Below are 19,415 nucleotides of genomic sequence, written 5' to 3'. Positions count from 1 at the left end.
TTTCGATATTCATTTCACTTCTTGCATTTCTAATTTCACGAATTGCATTTTCAATATATTCTGTAGCTCTCTCTTCCTTTTCAAAGACAAGTTCTTCTCTATATTCTGGCCATTTAGAAACAATTAGGGCGTCTTCCCTATTAGGTAGGGCTTGCCAAATTTCTTCTGTGATGTATGGCATAAATGGGTGAAGAAGTTTTAAAATATTTTCTAATACATAGAGTAAAACTTTTACTGTATTAGTTTTTTCTTCAAGATTATCGGAATATAAAACAGGTTTTACTATTTCAATGTACCAGTCGCAGAAGTCTGACCAGATGAAGTCGTAGATGTCATCTGCTGCAAGTCCAATGTCATATTTTTCTATTTTTTCTGTTATTGATTTTATAACTTTTTGTAGTTTTGAAAGAATCCACTTGTCTTCGTAGTGAAGTTTTTCAAGGTCAAAGTTTGAATCTGTAATTTCATCAGACATATTCATCATGAGAAATCTCGTTGCATTCCAAAGTTTGTTGGCAAAGTTTCTGTTGGCTTCAACTCTCTTTGTGTAGAATCTCATGTCGTTACCTGGTGTGTTTCCCGTTACAAGTGTGAATCTTAGAGCGTCGGCACCGTAATCTCTAATAATGTCAAGTGGGTCAATGCCATTTCCTAGTGACTTAGACATTTTTCTTCCTTGGTCATCTCTTACAAGTCCATTTAAAAGTACATCCTTAAAAGGAAGCTTGCCAGTTTGTTCAAGGGCAGAGAAGACCATTCTTATTACCCAGAAGAAAATTATGTCGTAGCCAGTTACAAGGACATTTGTTGGATAAAAATATTCGTATTCTGGAGTTTTTTCTGGCCAACCCATTGTTGAGAAAGGCCAAAGGGCAGATGAGAACCAAGTGTCTAGGGTGTCTTCGTCTTGAGTGTAAGTCTTTCCCTCGTGACCCTTTGCCTTTGATGGGTCAGTCTTTGAAATTACAATTTCATCGTCAGAGTCAGAGTACCAAACTGGAAGTCTGTGTCCCCACCACAATTGCCTTGAAATATTCCAGTCGCGAATATTTTCTAGCCAATTTTCATAAATCTTTCCAAATCTTTCAGGGACGATATTTAAATTTCCCTTTCTATATTCTTCAAGGGCAGGCTTTGCAAGTGGTGCCATCTTTACGAACCATTGCTTTGAAATAAGTGGTTCAATAACTGTCTTACATCTTTCACAGTGACCAACAGCATTGTGGTGGTGCTTCTTGCCAATGTAGTAGCCAAGCTTTTCAAAGTCTTCAATTATTTTCTTTCTAGCCTCATATCTTTCCATGCCAGCATAGTCGCCTGCATTTTCATTTAGATATCCCTTGCCATCCATGATTACAAGTTGACCAAGATTGTGACGAGATCCAACTTCAAAGTCGTTAGGGTCATGAGATGGAGTGATCTTTACTGCACCAGAACCAAAGTCCATTTCAACATACTCGTCGGCGATAATCGGAATTTTTTTGTTGCCCATTACTGGAATCATTACATATTCGCCAACTAAATCAGTGTATCTTTCGTCAGCTGGGTTTACTGCAATGGCAAGGTCTCCAGGAATAGTTTCTGGTCTTGTTGTTGCAATTTCAATTCCGCCTTCCCTGTCTGCAAAGGGATACTTGAAGTACCAAATATTTGAATCAGTTTCAATGTGCTCCACTTCTGCATCAGAAATTGAAGTTTCGCAAGACGGACACCAGTTTATAATTCTGTTGCCACGATAAATTAGTCCCTTTTCATAAAGTTCGATAAAAACTTCTTCTACTGCGTTGGATAAATTTTCGTCAAGAGTAAAACTTTGTCTTGACCAGTCGCAGGAGATTCCAAGTTTTTTAAGTTGATTTACAATATTTCCGCCGTATTCATGAGTCCAGTCCCAAGCACGCTCTAAGAATTTTTCTCTGCCAATGTCTTCCTTATCTATGCCTTCACTTCTTAATTTTTCTACAACTTTTGCTTCAGTAGAAATAGATGCGTGGTCAGTGCCTGGAATCCAAAGGGCAGAATAGCCTTGCATTCTCTTTGTCCTGATTAAGACATCTTGAATGGTGTTATTAAGGGCGTGACCCATGTGAAGGTTGCCTGTTACATTTGGAGGTGGCATTACAATAGAGTAAGGTTTTTTATTTTCATCAACCTCTGCTCTAAAATAATTATTTTCCATCCAATAGTCATAAATTTTCTCTTCAAAATCCTTTGGATCATAAGTTTTGTTTAAGTCTTTCATTTTTCCTCCTCGAAATTTATATTTTGTATATTTTTTATATTTTAAAAATAAAAAGCGTCCTCCATCCCTAAGGACGAAAGACGCGGTACCACCTTAATTTTTATTTTTCAATAAACACTTTAAAATCTTTAACGAGATAAGTCGTCTCTGGCTACTAAATTCACCAAAGAAGCAAAAAAGCTACAATCGTAAAGTTTATAAAGACCTCCCAGCAAATGGTCTCTCTCTAAATATAAATTTTTACAATCCTCTTTTTTATTGCTTGTTTTTATTTTGTTTCAGTATAAATCTGTGTCGGACCATCAGCCCCACCAATAATTACTATACCTTTATCTTTGTCATTATTTTCTTTCTTTTCAGTATAAATCTGTGTCGGACCGTCTGCCCCACCGATTATTTCTATACCCTTATCTTTGTCAGTCTTTTTATTTGTTTCTGTATAGATTTGAGTTGGACCGTCTGCTCCACCAATTATTCCAATAGCTGCAGCTTCATTAGCATTGTATCTATATAAGACCCCTGCACCTATTAAGTTAATGGCTACTACAATTATTATTTTATTCATATGATCCCTCCCAATTAATATAAAAGATACCACAAAAATCCTTTGAAATCAATAAGAATTCGATTATCTAGGGATAAATCCAACTTTTTTATAAACTTTTCTTAGGGTTTTGTTGGCAAGGTAGGATGCCTTTTCTGCTCCTTCCTTGTAAATAGATTCAAGATAGGCCTTGTCATCTCTAATTTCTTTAAATCTCTCTCTAAGTGGTCTTAGTCCCTCAACTACAACTTCGCCCAAGTCTTCCTTAAATTCGCCGTAGCCAAGATTTTCGTATTTCTTTACGATTTCTTCTGGGCTCATGCCTGAGAAGGAAGCGTGAATGTTAATGAGGTTCTTTAGTCCAGCTTGGTCATCTGAATATCTAAACTCGCCAGATGAATCTGTTACCGCTCTTTTTATTTTCTTTCTAGTGTCATCTTCTGAATCTAAAATTAAAATAAAGGCGTCTTTATTGGAGTCGGACTTAGACATTTTTGAAGATGGATCCTTTAGAGACATGATTCTTGCCCCCACCTTTGGTGTCAAAATTTCTGGAATTGTAAAAGTTTCAGAATATCTTGAATTAAATCTTTGCGCCAAGTCCCTTGTTATTTCAATATGTTGCTTTTGGTCTTCGCCAACTGGCACATAAGAAGTATTGTAAAGCAAAATATCTGCCGCCATTAGGACTGGATAGTTTAAAAGTCCTGCTTGAACATCAGTGTATTTTTTTGCCTTGTCCTTAAATTGTGTCATCCTTTGAAGTTGACCAAGGCCTGTCATTGTATTTAGGACCCAGCCAAGTTCAGCGTGAGCTGGCACATGAGATTGAATATAAATTATAGACTTCTTTGGGTCAAGACCTGCTGCAAGGTAAAGAGCAAGGACATCAAGGGTATTCTTCCTGAGGTTCTTTGGCTCTTGTGCCACAGTTATTGCATGCATATCAACTATGCAATATAGGCAGTTGTATTCATCTTGAAGTCCAATAAAGTTCTTCAAGGCTCCAATATAATTTCCAATAGTTAGGGAACCTGAAGGTTGAATCCCTGAATAAACTATTTTTTTATCATCCATTTTTAACTCCCTTTCTTTTTTCTAAATAAAATATAATAAAAATACTTATGATTTCAATAAAAGTTACTACTATGCTACCCTCTGGTCCGTAAACTTTGTCGTAGAGAGCATAATTTAAAATTTTAAAATTAAGTAGGCTGTCAAAGCCACTAAAGCCACTTACATTTAAGCCGTAAATCATAGCCATGGAAAAGTTCCAGCCTGCGTGGGCTCCAGATGTCACCATGATATTGTCTGTGTAAAATAATAATTTTGCAAAAAATATTCCCACGAGAATTGTGTTAAGTGTTGATAAAAATGTAACTCCATTATTTGCTAAGTGAAGTAATCCAAAAAATATTGATGGAGCATATATAGCTACATTTTTACCAAATTTGTTTAACAAAGCTCTTGTAAGCATCCCTCTAACTAAAAGTTCTTCAGAACTTGACTGTATAAAGAATGCTACAAAATAAGCTATAAAAATTAAATTTAAATTTTCAAACATTATTCCCTTAAGCCTTAATCCTCTTAAAATAACTGCGATTATTACAAAAACAGTAATTTGTAAAAATCCTATTAAGAGACCTATTCCAATATTTTTTAATAAATTATCTTTTTTAAAAAATAGAAAGCTAAAAGGTTTTTTTATAACGTACTTAGTTATTAAAAATGCACTTAAGAACTGTCCCGTAGTTCCAATTAGCATTACAAGGTTGGCATGTTCCCAGTTATTATAAAAATATGTTTTACCATATAACAGTAGAGAAGCCAAAATCATAAATAAATAATTAAAAGCTACTACAGCAACTACTAAAATTAATAATTTAAAAAAGTGTTTGAAAAAGTTTTTCATCGGTTTTGAATATCCTTCCAAATAAATATAACCTTATTTCTCACTTCTTTTTCATCTACATTTACAATTTCTCTATTTTTCATAATGAATTTGCCGTCGCATATTACTGACTCAACATCATGAGAGTTTGCTGAATAGACAAGGGCTGATATGAGATTGTTTCTCGGTGTAAAGGAATTTGATTCTAAATCAAAAATCGCAAGGTCAGCAAGGTAACCCTCCTTTATAAGTCCCAGCTTTTCAAAGCCAAGTGCCTCTGCCCCATTTACTGTCGCCATCTTTAAAATTTCTATAGCTGGCACAGCTTTTTCATTCATGGTAACAGCCTTGTTGACAATGCCACCAATGTGCATTTCTTCTACAAAGTCTTGGTTGTTGTTTGATGAGTCGCCGTCAGTTCCCATGGCAATTTTTATATTATTCTTTAACATCTTATCTACTGGAGTAAAGCCGCTGGCAAGTTTCAGGTTTGAACTAGGATTATAGACTGGGTAGAATTTTTTGTCCTTTACAAGTTCAATTTCTTCGTCAGTAATGTGAACGCAGTGGGCTGCAATTATTTGGCTATCAAGTAGTCCCAGTGAATTTACATATTCTATTGGCGTCATGCCATATTCTTTTTTTGAATTTTCCACTTCTGTTAGGGTTTCTGATAAGTGAATGTGAATAAGATGATCGTATCTTTCCACTGCACGCCTTGCAATTTCTCTTAAAAATTCTCCACTACAAGTGTAAATTGCATGGGGTGCTGGAACAACTTTTATTCTGCCGCCGCATTTATTTTGATAGTTCTTGTAAAGCTGATCAAATTCCTCAAGCTTTTCTTCGCCCTTGCCATCTACATCTGTCATGCCACGAGTTAAGACTCCACGAATGCCAGCTTCAATTGCAGCGTCGCCAACCCTATCCATTTCATAATACATATCGCAAAAACTTGTAACGCCAGATTTTATATTTTCTATAATAGAAAGCATGGAAGACCAATAGATGTCCTCGGCATTTAGCTTTGCTTCTATAGGCCAAATTTCATTTTCAAGCCAGTCCATTAGTGCCAAGTCATCGGCATAGTTTCTAAAATAGGACATGCCCAGGTGAGTGTGGGCATTGACAAAGCCTGGCGTAAGAAGTTTATTTTCACCACGAAAGACTTCATCTGCTTGGACTTCTAAATTTTCGCCGATTTTTTTTATAATATTTTCTTCAATAAAAATATCAGCATGGTCAATTATTTTTTCTCTTTCTATATCTAAATAAGAAATATTTTTTATAAGTAAGCTCATAATTCCTCCAATAGTATTATTATAACAAAGTTTAAAAAATTTTTATCAAATTATTGAAATTTCTCACTTCATAAAATTAATCTTTGATATAATAAATTCATGAATGGAAATTATTTAGAATTTAATGTGTTTTTCGACATCATAGGCACAATTGCTTTTGCAATTTCTGGTGCCATACTTGGCTGCAAAAAGAAAATGGACATACTTGGTGTAATCGTTTTAGGTCTAGTAACAGCTCTTGGAGGTGGATTCATTCGAGACTTGGTCCTTGGTATAACTCCACCAAAGATGTTTCAAAACTCAACTAACGCAGCTATATCCACTGCCTTTTCGATTTTGGTCTTTATCTTTTATTCTCTTAAGCAGGACTTCGAAAATACTCACTGGATGAAATTTATGAATAAGTTTATGATTATAACAGACACTATTGGTCTTGCATCTTTTACCATAACGGGAATGGCGACGGCAATCTCCCTTGGCTACGACAAAAAATTTCTTTTGATTTTTGTGGGTTCAATTACTGGAGTTGGCGGCGGAATGCTTCGTGATGTCTTGGCAGGCTCAATTCCCTTTATCTTTCGGGAGCAAATTTACGCTGGCGCCTGCATACTTGGTGCCACAATTTTTATAATAGCAAGACACTTTTGTAATTATCAAATTTCAATGGTCATATGTTTTTTTGCAGTTTTAATCATTAGGCTTTTGGCTGTAAAGAAAAATTGGAATTTGCCAAGAATAAAAAATTAGGAGGAAAAAATGGCAGTAGCAGAATTAACACTTGTTCCAATTGGAACAGAAAAGACATCTGTAAGTAAGTACATAGCAGGTGCCCTTGATGCAATAGGTGAAGTGGAAGGACTAACTTATGAGTTAAACCCCATGGGAACAGTTATATCTCACAGTGATTTGTCAGTTTTATATGAAGTAATAAGAAGGATGCAGGAGTCTGTCTTTGAGGCTGGAGCAAATAGGGTCTACTCTGTTGTAAAAATTGACGACAGACGCGACAAGGACTACACTTTTAAGGACAAGGTAGTATCCGTTAATGAAAAGAGAAAAAATAAATAAAAAAAATTAAGCCTCATCAGTGATGGGGCTTTTGATAAATTAATTTGAGTAAAAAATTTTATGGAGGAGGAAATATGTACGAAGGATTTTTGACAGATGTTAAAGGGATAAAACTTGGTCACGCAGAAGATGATCTTGCTCTTACTGGTACAAGCGTAGTCTTGTGCCAAGATGGATTTACTGCAGGAGTTGATGTTCGTGGCGCTGGACCTGGCACTCGTGAAACTGATCTCTTGCGTGCAGAGAACTTGGTCCAAAAGGTTCACGGAGTTTTTTTAACTGGCGGGTCTGCCTATGGTCTTGATGTTGGCGGCGGCATTATGAAATACTTGGAAGAAAAGAATGTGGGCTTTGATGTCGGTGTGGGCGTAGTTCCCATAGTTCCTGGTGCAGTCCTATTTGACCTGGCTCTTGGAGATGCCAAAGTTCGACCTGACTTTAAGATGGGCTATGAGGCTGCAAAGTCTGCCAAGGATAAAGATGAAACAGAGGGTAATTTCGGTGCAGGTTGTGGCGCAAGCGTTGGTAAAATTTTGGGCAATGACTTTGCCATGAAGTCAGGCATAGGTCAGTCATCAATAAAAATTGGTGACCTCATTGTTTCTTCCATTGTGGCTTTAAATGCTCTTGGAGATATTTTTGATTATGAAGAGGGAAAAAGAATCGGCGGAGTTTATGACAGAAAAAATAAAAAGTTTTTAGACACAAATAGTCTTTACGAAAAGAGACTAAACGATTATAATCAATTTAGCCCAGCCAACACAACTATATCTGTCATTGCAACAAATGCAAGGCTAAGTAAGGCAAACTGTAACAAGATCTCACAAATGGCTCATGATGGTTATGCAAGGTCAATTAATCCTGTGCACACCATGAACGATGGAGATACTATTTTTACACTTGCAAGTGGCGAAGTCAGTGCAGATATAAACTTAGTGGGAATACTTGCGGCAAAGACAATTTCTAGGTCTATTGCCAATGCAATTTATTCAGCAAAAGATTCAGGCGGGCTAGTAAGTTATAACAGCATCAAATAATTTTGATGCATGAAGGGTATCTTTATGAACCCTATCTGGAGGTAAAAATGAATAAAACTACTGACCGTAACAGAAAGCTAGTAATAGCTGCTATGCTTGGTGCAATCACAGTTGTATTAAGTCTAACTCCCCTTGGACTTATTCCACTTGGAGTTATCAATGCGACAACTATGCACATACCTGTAATTATTGCAGCTATAGCTGAAGGCCCTATTGTGGGCGCACTTGTTGGACTTATATTTGGAGTGTCATCTCTCTTAAATGCAATTTTAAGAAATGCAAGTCCTGTTGCCTTTGTCTTCTACAATCCACTTATTTCAGTTGTGCCTAGAGTTTTAATTGGTATAACTTCTTATTACTCTTACACAGCAGTGAAAAAACTTGAAGACAAAAATTTGAGAAATCTTACAAAAGTTTTGTGGGGACTTGTTTCAATATTCTTGGCATTCCTACTTTATAAGAACATAACTGGCGATGGCTCAACTTTAAATATTACTTTTGTAGTAATACTACTTGCCCTTTGCCTTGGCTTTTTAGTTTATTCCTTTAAGTCAAGCGAAAAGGACTTCCCTATTGCCATAGGTGCCTTTGTAGGTTCCATGACTAACACAATTTTAGTCCTTGGAGGAATATATCTAATCTATGCCAAGAGATATGTAGAAGCCATGAACATTCCCATGGAAAATGCAAAGTCAGCAATCCTCGGTGTATCTGTGACATCAGGCATACCTGAAGCAATACTTTCTGTTATTATCACAACTGCAGTTATAAAAGCTTTGAAAGCAAGGAAGGGTTAATATGTTACTTGCAATTGATATAAACAACAAAAATACCAATTTTGGCATATTTGAAGATGAAAGACTTGTCACGAAATTTTCTATAATGACTGACAAAAACAGGTCCACTGAAGAAATTAAACTAACTATTAAACTTATACTCATGGACAAAAAAATAGATTTATCTGACATATCTGACATAATACTTTCATCAGTTGTGCCTGAACTTAATTCAAGCTACGATATCATTTCGAGAGACATAATTGGCAAAAGTCCCATGGTTATTTCTGCTGGAGTGAAAACTGGTTTAAATATTAAATGTGAAAGCCCAAGAGAGGTTGGCACAGACAGAATAATAAGGGCAGTGGCAGCTACTCAAAGATACAGAGAAAATATAATAATAATTTCTGCATCATCAGTTACCACTATTGACTATATCAATGCAAAAAAAGAATTTATGGGAGGATTAATTCTTCCAGGCATCAGCCTTCTCCAAGATTCACTAGTTAGGGGATCAGCAAAACTCCCCCTAGTAGAAATAAAAAAGCCAGAGGACATAATTGGCAAGAATACAGAAAAGGCAATTCAAAGAGGGATTTACTTTGGCTACAGAAAAGCTGTCCTTGGAATAGTTGATGAAATAATAAGGACCTATTCCCTCAATAAAAATAATACAAAAATTTTAACCACTGGTGCCATGGCAGGTCTTTTAGAAAATGAAATTTATGTCATGGAAGAAGATCAGGCACTGGGAATATTGGGTTTAAAAATAATTTATGACTTAAACAAAAATAAGGCTTCCTGATTGGAGCCTTATTTTTTATACTTTTCTAAATCTTCAATTTTTACACTGTGAAATTTCACATCGAAGTCACTTAAATCTACAATCTTTTCCATTGTGTAGCGGAACTTATCAATGTCTCCTGTAATGTAGAAATCAATACTTCTATTTGGCACTTCTTCCTCACTTAGACCTAAAATATTTATGGCATCTAAGACAGTTTTGTAGGCTGGGTCAACCATTAAAACTCTTTTGCCCTGTCTCTTAAAGATTCTCTTAAAGGAGTCTTCCACAAGAGGATAGTGAGTGCAGCCAAGGATCATGGTGTCGAAATCATAGTCGCCAAACTCATCTAAATATTTTTTTACAATGGCGTCCATGTGGTCTTCTGCAAACTCTCCCCTCTCAATGGCAAGAGTTAAATCTGGACAGTAGACTGATCTCACTTCAATAGAAGGGTCCATGTCTTTTAAGACCTTGTCGTAAACACCACTTTGAACGCAGGACTTTGTAGCAACAAGGGCAACTTTATTGTTGCTAGTCCTTTCAATTGCATTAAAACTTCCTGGCTCAACTACGCCAATAATCGGATAATTATATTTTGCCTTTGCTTCCCTTAGCCCATGACTAGTAGCTGTGTTGCAAGCAATGATGGAAAGATCTACGCCTAGGTCCTTAAAGAATCCCATAGCTTCCAAGGTGTAATCTCTTATCTCTTCATCAGTCCTTGCACCATAGGGCATCCTCAAAGTATCGCCAAAAAAAGCAAAGTTTTTATTTTTTATTTTATTTAAAGCAACTTTTAAAACAGAAAGTCCACCCACTCCGCTGTCATAAAAGCCAATCAAATTTTTTCCCATTAAATCACCAACTCTTTTATTATAATACTATATAAGCCGAAAAACAAAAAGAATAATATAAAATTCTAAGATAAAAAGAAATTCATATTAATACAAATTCTTTGCCATAGTAATTTATGTAAAATTTAAAATCCATTGATAAAAAAATAAACCCATTAACAAAGTTAACAGGTTTTTAATGGTGCACCTTTACGGACTCGAACCGTAGGCCCACTGATTAAGAGTCAGTTGCTCTACCAACTGAGCTAAAGGTGCAAAATTTACAAATGCATTATTAAATTTTTACATTTTTTACAATGCCGATGCAACAGAAATAATTATAATTAAAAAAAACACTCTTGTCAAGTGCTTTTTTTAATTTCTAAACATTTTATAATCAGCCTGTTCCTCAAACATTTGATATATATTTTCGATAGTCTTTTCGCTAGCTTTTCTAGCTTCTGCAGGTTTCTTTTCCTTTATAAGTTCATAAACCCTTTGCAAATTGTTGTAATGTTTTTTGTAATTTTTCTTGTCTCTAAAAATAAAATTACCAAACCTATAGAGCCTTTTGTTAATCATATTCATGACTTCAACTAAAATTTCATTGTTGAGAGATGAAACAAGTGCCATATTCCATTCGATAATTAAATTTTGAGCCAGTTCATCATCTTTATTTTCAATTGCAAGTCTAAGCTCTTCGTTTATATCTTGAAAATATTTAGTATTTTCACTAAGACCCTTTTGTGCCAAGAGTTCAACAGCAAGAGGCTCCAAAGATTTCCTCACTATGTAAAGATTCTTTGCCTCTTTCACGGAAATTTTTGAAACAATAAAGGACTTTCTTGGAAAACTAGTAACAAGTCCATCCTCTTCAAGTTTTTTAAGTGCTTCCCTCACAGGAGTTCTACTAACTCCAAGATTAGAAGCGATTTCCATTTCAATTAATTTATCTCCTGGAAGTAATTTATTTTTTAAAATCTTTTCTTTTAAATCTCTGTAAACCAAATTGCTAAGAGACTTTTTATTGCTTCGAAGATCCAAAGCTCCACTCTCCTATTTACTAAAATGTTTTCCTTCTCGATGAAATTACTTTTTCTTATTATATCACATAAACAGTAGTTTAAAGTAAAAATTATTTTAATTCTTTACAAAAAGATTACCAAATGGTTTTTCGGGTAGGTAATTAAAGAACAAGAATTTAAGAGTTATTAATTAGGAGGAAAAAATGAATAAGAAAATTTTAATTACAACACTTGGACTAGGACTTGCACTGACACTTTCTGCTTGTGGACAAAAACCCGAAAAAGCAAAGCCAGCAAATTCTGAAGTTAAAGTTGAAGAAAATGTTAATAAAAATGCAAATAAGAATATGTCTGATGCACAAACAAAGGAAGAAACTGCAGTAAATAAGGGTGCAGTTGCAAACTTAGATAGAGGAATTGCCTTTGACGGATTTAAAAAACTTCACCCTGATGCAAAAGTTGAATCTTTCCAACTTGAAGTTGAAAATGGAAATGCCTACTACAAGGTTGATGGCTATGATGCCAAAAACGAATACGAAGTCACTGTTAATGCAATGACAGGTGACATTGTTAAAGACGAGTTTGAAGCAGAAGACACTTCAGCTAAGACAGCAGACATTCAATTAGAAATGATTGAAGCAGTTGATAAATTTATGGACCAAGCCTTAAAGGATTCTGGTCAAGGCTTTGAAGCTGGCGAATACGAAGTTGAATTCGACAATGGTAAGTATGTAGTTAGCGTTGAAGTGGTCAATGGAAATAAAGACATAACTTACAAATACGAATTTGAAACAGGTAAACTTTTAGAAAAAGATATGTAATTAGTAAATAATTATTTTAAAAGAGGGTCCTCCCTCTTTTTTTTGTGAGTTTAATTAGAAATCTTTTCCAAAAAATTATTTACAATAATTTTAACAATAAAAAAAACTAAAATAATATGTAAAAAATCTTGAGCATAAAAAAAACTCTGGCAGGCTTTAAGTACTACCAGAGTTAATTATTTTATTCAAAACTCAATCAAATTTTATTCAAATTTTCCGTGACAGTTTTTATATTTTTTTCCACTTCCACATGGACATGGGTCATTTCTTCCAACCTTTTTTTCTTTTCTTACATAAGGTTTTTGTTTTCCATCATCAGGATTTACTGTTTCTACTTCTTTTGCGACTCTAACTCTCTTTACTCTTTCAGGATTGATTACATGGTAAAGCATTTTTACTGTGTCTTCTTTGATTGATTCGTTCATTTCTTCGAACATGTCAAAGCCTTCTTCTGCATAGGCTCTTACTGGGTCAGTTTGTCCCACTGCACGAAGTCCAATTCCCTTTCTTAGTTGATCCATTGCGTCAATGTGGTCCATCCACTTTTGGTCAACATTTTGAAGTAAAGCAACTCTTTCGATTTCTCTGAATTTTTCGTCGCCAAAGTCTTCTTCTTTTTCCTTGTATTTTTCATCAGCAAGTTCTTTTATATATGCTTTTAAAGATTCTGCTGTTGGATTTTCAAGTCCCTTTAAGAAGTTTTCATCAAAGTTAAAGGTATTTATTCCAAATCTTCTAATTGATTCAAAGTCTAAATAGTTTTTGTTGTTGTCATCTAGCTTGTTGTAGAAGTCAATAGTCTTGTCGATTACGTCATTTCTCATTGCTACTATATCATCTTTTAGGTTTTCACCTTCAAGAACTCTTCTTCTTTCAGCATAGATTACTTCTCTTTGCTTATTCATAACATCGTCATATTTTAGGACGTTCTTACGAATACTAAAGTTGTTGCCTTCTACTTTTCTTTGTGCTGATTCTATTAGTCTTGTCAAAATTTTTGCTTCAACTGGTTCGTCTTCTGGTGAATCAATTTTTTCCATTGTTTCTTTGAATCTGTCGCCAGCAAATAGTCTAATTAAATCATCATCTGCTGATATATAAAATCTTGAAGAACCTGGGTCTCCTTGACGACCTGAACGACCACGAAGTTGGTTATCGATACGTCTTGACTCATGTCTTTCTGTACCAATTATTCTAAGTCCGCCAACTTGTTTAACTTCTTCAGCTTCCTTGTCAGTTTCTTCTTTGAATTTTTTAACAAGATTTTGATAATCTTCTCTTGCCTTTAATATTTCTGGATCCTCTGTCTTGAAATATGAGTCTGCATATTCAAGCATTTCATCTTCCATGCCTTGCTTTTTAAGTTCTTTCTTTGCAAGGTATTCTGGGTTACCACCAAGTACAATGTCGGTACCACGACCAGCCATGTTAGTGGCAATAGTTACTTGACCGAAACGACCAGCTTGAGCAACTATTTCAGATTCTTGTTCGTGCTTTTTGGCATTCAAGACATTGTGCTTAATTCCTGCACGCTTCAAATATTTTGAAAGTGTTTCTGATTTGTCAATGGAAATTGTACCAACTAGGACTGGTTGTCCCTTTTCATGTGCTTCTTCAATTTCTCTAGTTACAGCCTTGAATTTTGCATCTTCATTGATGTAGATGTGGTCGTTGTCGTCTTCTCTAATTACAGGTTTATTTGTAGGGATTTCAACAACGTCGATGTTATAGATGTCTCTAAATTCGCCTTCTTCTGTCATGGCAGTACCTGTCATACCAGAAAGTTTGTCGTACATTCTAAAGTAATTTTGGAAAGTAATTGTTGCAAGAGTTTTTGATTCAGCTCTTACTTCAAGTCCTTCTTTAGCTTCAATAGCTTGGTGAAGACCTTCAGAGTATCTTCTACCATACATTAGACGACCAGTAAATTCATCAACTATAATAATTTCGCCATCTTTAATAACATAGTCAATATCCTTGTGCATTGTACCAGCAGCCTTTAGGGCTTGGTTAATGTGGTGGGATAATTCCATGTTTGATGCGTCTGATAAGTTTTCTATGCCAAAATATTTTTCAGCCTTTTCAATACCCTTATCAGTTAGTGTTGCAGTCTTATCCTTTTCATTTATTACATAGTCAACAGTTTCTTCTTCAAACTCTCTGTTAAATCTTTCAAGATCAATTTCATCTTGGCTCTTGATTCTGTGAGAAAGAGTATTTACAAAGTCTCTTGCCCTAACATATAGGTCAACTGATTCATCGCCTTGACCTGAAATAATAAGAGGTGTTCTAGCTTCATCAATTAAAATTGAGTCAACTTCGTCGACGATACAGAAGTGAAGTCCTCTTTGTACCATTTCTTCCTTGTAGATAACCATGTTATCTCTTAGGTAGTCGAAACCAAACTCGTTATTTGTTCCATAAGTGATGTCAGAATTGTAGGCAACCTTTCTTTCATCTTGGTCCATGTCGTGGATAATACATCCAACAGTAAGTCCCAAGAATTCATAAACCTTGCCCATCCAGTCCCTATCACGGCTTGCCAAATAGTCATTGACTGTAACAATATGTGTGCCCTTGCCTTCAAGAGCATTTAAGTAAGCTGGAAGTGTAGCAACAAGTGTCTTACCTTCACCTGTTTTCATTTCAGCAATTCTACCTTGGTGAAGAACAATACCACCGATTACTTGAACTCTAAAGTGCTTCATGCCTAGCACTCTCCAAGCAGCTTCTCTTACAACAGCAAAAGCTTCTGGAAGTATATCGTCTGTAGTTTCACCATTTTTAAGTCTATTCTTAAATTCTTCAGTTTTTTCTTTTAGTTCAGAATCTGAAAGTTTTTCCATTTCGCCTTCAAGACTCATAACTTTATTTACAAGGGGCTCGATTTTTTTTAGTTCCCTTTCACTGTAGGTACCAAAAATCTTTTCCATTAAACCCATTTTACCACTCCTTTAACTGACGTTATATTTTATCATTAAATGGCATTATTTACAATAAAAACAAATTAATCATTACCTCTATAAATTATATTGTTTGAAATATTTAATGTCAATATAATTAGCTTAAATACTTAATTTAAATTGAATTTAAAGACTCATTAGCTATACAAAATAAAAATTTTATTATAAAATGTAGTTAATGACGAGGAGGTTAATATGATATTAGTAGTTGACTTTGGTGGCCAATACAACCAGTTAATAGCAAGAAGAATAAGAGATCTTAATATTTACTGCGAAGTTGTACCCTACAACAGGGCCTTAAAAGAATTAGAAAATAGAGATAATGTAGAAGGAATAATATTTACAGGTGGACCAAATTCAGTTTATGAAGAAAGTGCACCAAAAATCGAAAAAGAAATTTTCAACAAAAATATTCCTATCCTTGGACTTTGCTACGGCATGCAAATCATGGCACACACTCTAGGTGGCGAAGTAGTAAATGCACCAAAGGAAAGAGAATTTGGAAAGACAGAAATAAAAACAGAAGCAGCAGAAATATTTAAAAACCTAAAAGAAAAAGAAACAGTTTGGATGAGTCACGTAGATAGAGTAGAAAAAGTGCCAGAAGGCTTTAAAATAATAGCCAAGAGCCAAAACTGCCCTGTAGCAGCCATGGCAAATGAAGAGAAAAAACTTTACGCCCTACAATTTCATCCAGAAGTAAACCATTCAGTTCACGGCAAAGAAATGTTAGAAAACTTTGCAGTAAATATTTGCGGTGCAAAAAAAGACTGGACTATGGAAAATTATGCCAAGAAAGCAATAAAAGAAATAAGAGAAAAAGTTGGCGACGGAAAAGTCCTCCTTGCCCTATCAGGTGGCGTTGACTCATCAGTAACAGCAGCCCTTTTATCAAAAGCAGTTGGCGATCACTTAACTTGCATCTTTGTAGACCATGGACTAATGAGAAAAAATGAAGGCGACGAAGTAGAAGAAGCCTTTAAAGATTCAGGCATGCACTTCATAAGAGTTGATGCAGAAAAAAGATTTTTAGAAAAACTATCTGGTGTGACAGACCCAGAAAGAAAGAGAAAAATAATTGGCGAAGAATTTATAAGAGTCTTTGAAGAAGAAGGACAAAAAATAAAAGCAGTGGACTTCTTGGCACAAGGAACAATTTATCCAGATGTAATCGAATCAGGACTTGGCGACTCAGCAGTGATAAAATCCCACCATAATGTAGGGGGGCTACCTGATTTTGTAGACTTTAAAGAAATAATAGAACCCCTTCGCATGTTATTTAAAGACGAAGTTCGTGACCTTGGACGAGAACTTGGCCTTGCAGACTACCTAGTAGATAGACAACCCTTCCCTGGACCAGGACTTGCCATAAGAGTAATGGGAGAAATTACAAAGGAAAAACTAGACATACTCCGTGACGCAGACAAAATCTTTAGAGACGAATTAGAAAAAGCAAGACTAGAAGACATAAACCAATACTTTGCAGTCCTAACAAATAACAGAACAGTAGGCGTAATGGGCGACTTCAGAACTTATGACTATACCCTTGCCCTTCGTGCAGTGTCAACAACAGACTTCATGACAGCAGACTTCACAAGAATCCCATGGGAAATCTTGGATAAAGTATCCAATAGAATAGTAAACGAAGTAGACCACATAAATCGAATAGTATACGACATAACATCAAAACCACCTGCAACTATTGAATGGGAATAATCGCAAAATTTTCTAAAATGGCTTAATTACAAGCTATAAAGAGAATAAAAAATGGCTACTGGTACTCAAATGGTACTGGAAGCTAAAAAGAATAAACTAAATAATAGTTCCAAGTGGTTTACATTTGGACAAAAAATTAGATCATAACTTAAGTGTTATGGTCTTTTTTATTTGATAGGTTGTACAATTAAAAGCGACATCTAGTATAAAATAAATTTAAAAAATCAACTAAAAATATACTCAACATATGAAGAAAAAGAAATTTATATTATAGACCTAGAAAAATTTAGAGATTTACAATGGTCACTTTCAAATGCAACAAATAATATAAACCAGACCGTAAAAGCAACTAATACAACGGGAGTCATTTATAAGAAAGATATAGATTATATGAGAGAAAAAATAGAGAAAATATCCAAGGAGTTGTGGGATGTGCATTCACTATTATTAAGGAGGGAATGAAAAAATGTAGAAATTATGATAATATTTAAACTTCTAGTTCAATAATTAAAGTTTTATAATACTACGATATGCTCTATTTCTATAGGAGTGTATAGATATTTAAATGCAAAAAATGTATCAACCCTTACCCTTATGTCAGGATTTAGGTTGATACACAAAATTATTTACAGCCCCCAGTTAAATATAGACAATCAAGATTAACTAGTAATTATCATTTAATCTTAAATTAGTGCGTTCGATTTTAAATTGTACAAATAAGTGTTGACAATCCAAGGTGTAAAAGTTCGAGGCAAGTTGACACGATGTGTAGAGGGGCAATAAATTGAAAGTTATTTATTATCAATCTCAAAATTTTTTTTTAGCATTTCCAGACTTTGATAAACGATTTCATATTGTTCATCTGTCCATTCTGATGTCAACTTCTGATTAAATTCTTTTAATGCTCTACTTAAAGGTTCATATTTTAATCGTCCTCTTTCTGTAAGATGTATTTTTTTGTTTCTTTTATCTTTAGGGTCTGTTTCTCGTGTGATATATCCTTTTTGCTCTAATGATTTAACCATTCGAGCCGTACCAGCCTTATCTACTTTCACAAGCTTTGTTAATTGATCCTGAGTCAATCCATCCTGTTTTGTAAGTGCCATGTAATAAGGCTCTTCTCCGACACTTATGTCAAATGGAACAACTACATTTTTTAATTCTTGCTGAATACATCTCGATAAATAAGTTATAAGTTTTCCGATACTTTTCTCCACTTTATGCCTCTTTTCTTCTTAAAACTTTGTCCAATATCACATTCCAAAAAATACTCGAAAAATATCCTAATACAACATTAATAGGAAATGAGGAAAAATATATTTTCCAGAAATTCTCATCATATCCCTTCATTCTTAACAATCCGCTTACAGACATAATTGTAGTAAAATATATCGCTGGAATTATTGATGAAAGAACTAAAAAAACAATATATGATTTTCCAGTATATAGTTTCTCTGTTACTTTTGCACCTATAAGTCCAGCCGGAAAAATCAAAGATGCTATACTTGCAACTATAGATTGCAATAACATCATTAAAAGTATAGACGGAAAAACAATTTTTCCAGTATTCATCTGAGACATAATGCAACTCATTGTACTCCCCATCAATATATGGAAAATATAACGTTTATATTTCATTACTCTTACATCACTTTTCATAATAAGTGAAGTATACCACAAATTAGTTGATGCGTCAACTAATTTGTTTTTAAGTTTATATCTCTTAAAATAATATTTTAGTGGTGAATTTCGTAGTAAATACTGTTTCTATAAATTTTTCCTTTCAAAGGGTAGCTGGCGGCAGCCAGTGCAGGGGAAGCGTAGCGTCCTCTTTTTGATTTGGAACAGACCATGACTGCGGAAAATCACAGCCCCCTGGCGAGGAGCCTTCGGAGAACACAATGCACCAACCTCTGGGTGGTGTATAATTACGCCCTTAGTAAACTAAGGGATTTCAGGCTTCTCCCGTTACAGCTGTTTTTTCAATAGTTCCTGCGTGTCCTGCCTGTGAAAAATGAGTTTCAACAACAGCATGACATCATCATCATCTGTCAGGCGATCTGGTATGGATACAATAAATAGTACAATTTATTGTATCCATACCAATTAAGCGAGAAAACCAGAATGGTTTTCGAGAGGAAAGTTGTAAAAAATGGCTACTGGTACTCAAATGGTACTGGGAGTAAAAAAAATAATTAAAATAATAGTTCCAAGTGGTTTAAATTTGGACAAAAAATTAGACCGTAGTCTTTAGGCTGCGGTCTTTTTGCATACATATTATGAGGATTAATTTATTTAGACATCTCCTATGGCTACTTTCAAATGTAACAAATAACATAAACCAGATTGCAAAAGTAACTAATACAACTGGTGTTATTTATAAGAAAGATATTGACTATATGAGAGAAAAA

General features: G+C 34.8%; 18 protein-coding genes, 1 tRNA gene, 2 pseudogenes and 1 other annotated feature. Of the genes and pseudogenes, 9 read left to right on the top strand and 12 right to left on the bottom strand.

The annotated features are described in order from the left end of the window. The 5 genes from Q0U74_RS06480 to Q0U74_RS06460 all read right to left on the bottom strand — a co-directional run. A partial coding sequence (locus Q0U74_RS06480) for a valine--tRNA ligase (protein ID WP_297393444.1) occupies window positions 1–2,242 on the bottom strand: 2,242 nt, incomplete at its 3' end. Between the two features lie 66 nt (window positions 2,243–2,308). Next, window positions 2,309–2,510, bottom strand: a binding site (T-box leader). Next, window positions 2,511–2,807 carry a sodium ion-translocating decarboxylase subunit beta gene (locus Q0U74_RS06475; RefSeq protein ID WP_297393442.1) on the bottom strand — a complete coding sequence of 99 codons (297 nt, stop codon included), beginning with the start codon at window positions 2,805–2,807 and terminating at the stop codon, window positions 2,511–2,513. A gap of 63 nt (window positions 2,808–2,870) precedes the next feature. Further along, the gene (gene trpS, locus Q0U74_RS06470; protein WP_297393440.1) at window positions 2,871–3,863 is read right to left on the bottom strand and encodes a tryptophan--tRNA ligase; all 993 of its coding nucleotides are present in this window, start codon (window positions 3,861–3,863) and stop codon (window positions 2,871–2,873) included. Next, window positions 3,856–4,698: a CPBP family intramembrane glutamic endopeptidase gene (locus Q0U74_RS06465; RefSeq protein WP_297393438.1), complete on the bottom strand. Its 843-nt coding sequence runs from the start codon at window positions 4,696–4,698 to the stop codon at window positions 3,856–3,858. Before Q0U74_RS06465 ends, trpS begins: the two co-directional genes overlap by 8 nt. Then, a complete protein-coding gene (locus Q0U74_RS06460; protein WP_297393436.1) occupies window positions 4,695–5,978 on the bottom strand; it encodes an amidohydrolase in 1,284 nt (427 codons plus the stop codon). Before Q0U74_RS06460 ends, Q0U74_RS06465 begins: the two co-directional genes overlap by 4 nt. A 99-nt stretch (window positions 5,979–6,077) precedes the next feature. Between Q0U74_RS06460 and Q0U74_RS06455 the strand changes: the two genes are divergently transcribed. The 5 genes from Q0U74_RS06455 to Q0U74_RS06435 all read left to right on the top strand — a co-directional run bounded on the left by Q0U74_RS06455 (window position 6,078) and on the right by Q0U74_RS06435 (window position 9,664). Further along, window positions 6,078–6,725, top strand: coding sequence for a trimeric intracellular cation channel family protein (locus Q0U74_RS06455; RefSeq protein WP_297393435.1), 648 nt, complete (start codon window positions 6,078–6,080; stop codon window positions 6,723–6,725). A gap of 9 nt (window positions 6,726–6,734) precedes the next feature. Beyond that, a complete protein-coding gene (locus Q0U74_RS06450) occupies window positions 6,735–7,046 on the top strand; it encodes an MTH1187 family thiamine-binding protein (RefSeq protein ID WP_070610510.1) in 312 nt (103 codons plus the stop codon). A gap of 74 nt (window positions 7,047–7,120) precedes the next feature. Continuing rightward, window positions 7,121–8,083, top strand: a complete 963-nt coding sequence (locus Q0U74_RS06445; RefSeq protein ID WP_297393432.1) for a P1 family peptidase — start codon at window positions 7,121–7,123, stop codon at window positions 8,081–8,083. A 47-nt stretch (window positions 8,084–8,130) separates the two neighbouring features. Further along, window positions 8,131–8,880: an ECF transporter S component gene (locus Q0U74_RS06440; protein WP_297393430.1), complete on the top strand. Its 750-nt coding sequence runs from the start codon at window positions 8,131–8,133 to the stop codon at window positions 8,878–8,880. 1 nt (window position 8,881) lies between these two features. Continuing rightward, complete coding sequence (locus tag Q0U74_RS06435) at window positions 8,882–9,664, top strand: type III pantothenate kinase (protein ID WP_297393428.1); 783 nt, start codon at window positions 8,882–8,884, stop codon at window positions 9,662–9,664. An 8-nt stretch (window positions 9,665–9,672) separates the two neighbouring features. Here the strand turns inward: Q0U74_RS06435 and murI are convergent, their stop codons facing one another. The 3 genes from murI to Q0U74_RS06420 form a co-directional block, all read right to left on the bottom strand. Then, a complete protein-coding gene (murI, locus tag Q0U74_RS06430) occupies window positions 9,673–10,500 on the bottom strand; it encodes a glutamate racemase (protein ID WP_297393426.1) in 828 nt (275 codons plus the stop codon). 179 nt (window positions 10,501–10,679) lie between these two features. Then, window positions 10,680–10,755: transfer RNA gene (locus Q0U74_RS06425), tRNA-Lys, on the bottom strand. Between the two features lie 99 nt (window positions 10,756–10,854). After that, on the bottom strand, window positions 10,855–11,523 hold the full coding sequence (locus Q0U74_RS06420; protein WP_297393424.1) for a GntR family transcriptional regulator: 669 nt from the start codon (window positions 11,521–11,523) through the stop codon (window positions 10,855–10,857). Window positions 11,524–11,707: 184 nt separating this feature from the next. Here Q0U74_RS06420 and Q0U74_RS06415 point away from each other — a divergent pair, with 184 nt between their 5' ends. Next, on the top strand, window positions 11,708–12,325 hold the full coding sequence (locus Q0U74_RS06415) for a PepSY domain-containing protein (protein WP_297393422.1): 618 nt from the start codon (window positions 11,708–11,710) through the stop codon (window positions 12,323–12,325). Window positions 12,326–12,528: 203 nt separating this feature from the next. On the opposite strand, the gene secA is transcribed toward Q0U74_RS06415, so the two are convergent. Then, a complete protein-coding gene (secA, locus tag Q0U74_RS06410; protein WP_297393420.1) occupies window positions 12,529–15,267 on the bottom strand; it encodes a preprotein translocase subunit SecA in 2,739 nt (912 codons plus the stop codon). 216 nt (window positions 15,268–15,483) lie between these two features. Here secA and guaA point away from each other — a divergent pair, with 216 nt between their 5' ends. Together guaA and Q0U74_RS06400 are read left to right on the top strand one after the other, a co-directional pair. Next, on the top strand, window positions 15,484–17,004 hold the full coding sequence (gene guaA, locus Q0U74_RS06405) for a glutamine-hydrolyzing GMP synthase (RefSeq protein WP_297393418.1): 1,521 nt from the start codon (window positions 15,484–15,486) through the stop codon (window positions 17,002–17,004). A gap of 252 nt (window positions 17,005–17,256) precedes the next feature. Further along, window positions 17,257–17,466, top strand: a pseudogene (locus Q0U74_RS06400) (plasmid mobilization relaxosome protein MobC); the annotation flags it as partial. 329 nt (window positions 17,467–17,795) lie between these two features. Here the strand turns inward: Q0U74_RS06400 and Q0U74_RS06395 are convergent. The 3 genes and pseudogenes from Q0U74_RS06395 to Q0U74_RS06385 all read right to left on the bottom strand — a co-directional run. Then, window positions 17,796–18,221, bottom strand: coding sequence for a MarR family winged helix-turn-helix transcriptional regulator (locus Q0U74_RS06395; RefSeq protein WP_005957777.1), 426 nt, complete (start codon window positions 18,219–18,221; stop codon window positions 17,796–17,798). Between the two features lies 1 nt (window position 18,222). Beyond that, window positions 18,223–18,585, bottom strand: coding sequence for a hypothetical protein (locus tag Q0U74_RS06390; protein WP_297393414.1), 363 nt, complete (start codon window positions 18,583–18,585; stop codon window positions 18,223–18,225). 387 nt (window positions 18,586–18,972) lie between these two features. Then, window positions 18,973–19,068: pseudogene (locus Q0U74_RS06385) on the bottom strand (glutamyl-tRNA amidotransferase); the annotation flags it as partial. Window positions 19,069–19,283: 215 nt separating this feature from the next. Between Q0U74_RS06385 and mobC the strand changes: the two are divergent. Then, a partial coding sequence (gene mobC, locus Q0U74_RS06380; protein WP_297393445.1) for a plasmid mobilization relaxosome protein MobC occupies window positions 19,284–19,415 on the top strand: 132 nt, incomplete at its 3' end.

Source organism: uncultured Peptoniphilus sp. (assembly GCF_946998875.1).
Lineage (GTDB): Bacteria > Bacillota > Clostridia > Tissierellales > Peptoniphilaceae > Peptoniphilus_A.
The sequence above is the reverse complement of the archived record's forward strand: the minus strand, read 5'-3'. Positions and strand labels throughout refer to the sequence as shown.

Coding starts and splice junctions, on each gene's coding strand:
- trpS (WP_297393440.1), bottom strand. CDS start 3,863: ATGGATGATAAAAAAATAGTTTATTCAGGGATTCAACCTTCAGGTTCC.
- Q0U74_RS06455 (WP_297393435.1), top strand. CDS start 6,078: ATGAATGGAAATTATTTAGAATTTAATGTGTTTTTCGACATCATAGGC.
- murI (WP_297393426.1), bottom strand. CDS start 10,500: ATGGGAAAAAATTTGATTGGCTTTTATGACAGCGGAGTGGGTGGACTT.
- Q0U74_RS06440 (WP_297393430.1), top strand. CDS start 8,131: ATGAATAAAACTACTGACCGTAACAGAAAGCTAGTAATAGCTGCTATG.
- guaA (WP_297393418.1), top strand. CDS start 15,484: ATGATATTAGTAGTTGACTTTGGTGGCCAATACAACCAGTTAATAGCA.
- Q0U74_RS06460 (WP_297393436.1), bottom strand. CDS start 5,978: ATGAGCTTACTTATAAAAAATATTTCTTATTTAGATATAGAAAGAGAA.
- Q0U74_RS06475 (WP_297393442.1), bottom strand. CDS start 2,807: ATGAATAAAATAATAATTGTAGTAGCCATTAACTTAATAGGTGCAGGG.
- Q0U74_RS06445 (WP_297393432.1), top strand. CDS start 7,121: ATGTACGAAGGATTTTTGACAGATGTTAAAGGGATAAAACTTGGTCAC.
- Q0U74_RS06435 (WP_297393428.1), top strand. CDS start 8,882: ATGTTACTTGCAATTGATATAAACAACAAAAATACCAATTTTGGCATA.
- Q0U74_RS06390 (WP_297393414.1), bottom strand. CDS start 18,585: ATGTCTCAGATGAATACTGGAAAAATTGTTTTTCCGTCTATACTTTTA.
- Q0U74_RS06450 (WP_070610510.1), top strand. CDS start 6,735: ATGGCAGTAGCAGAATTAACACTTGTTCCAATTGGAACAGAAAAGACA.
- Q0U74_RS06465 (WP_297393438.1), bottom strand. CDS start 4,698: ATGAAAAACTTTTTCAAACACTTTTTTAAATTATTAATTTTAGTAGTT.
- secA (WP_297393420.1), bottom strand. CDS start 15,267: ATGGGTTTAATGGAAAAGATTTTTGGTACCTACAGTGAAAGGGAACTA.
- Q0U74_RS06415 (WP_297393422.1), top strand. CDS start 11,708: ATGAATAAGAAAATTTTAATTACAACACTTGGACTAGGACTTGCACTG.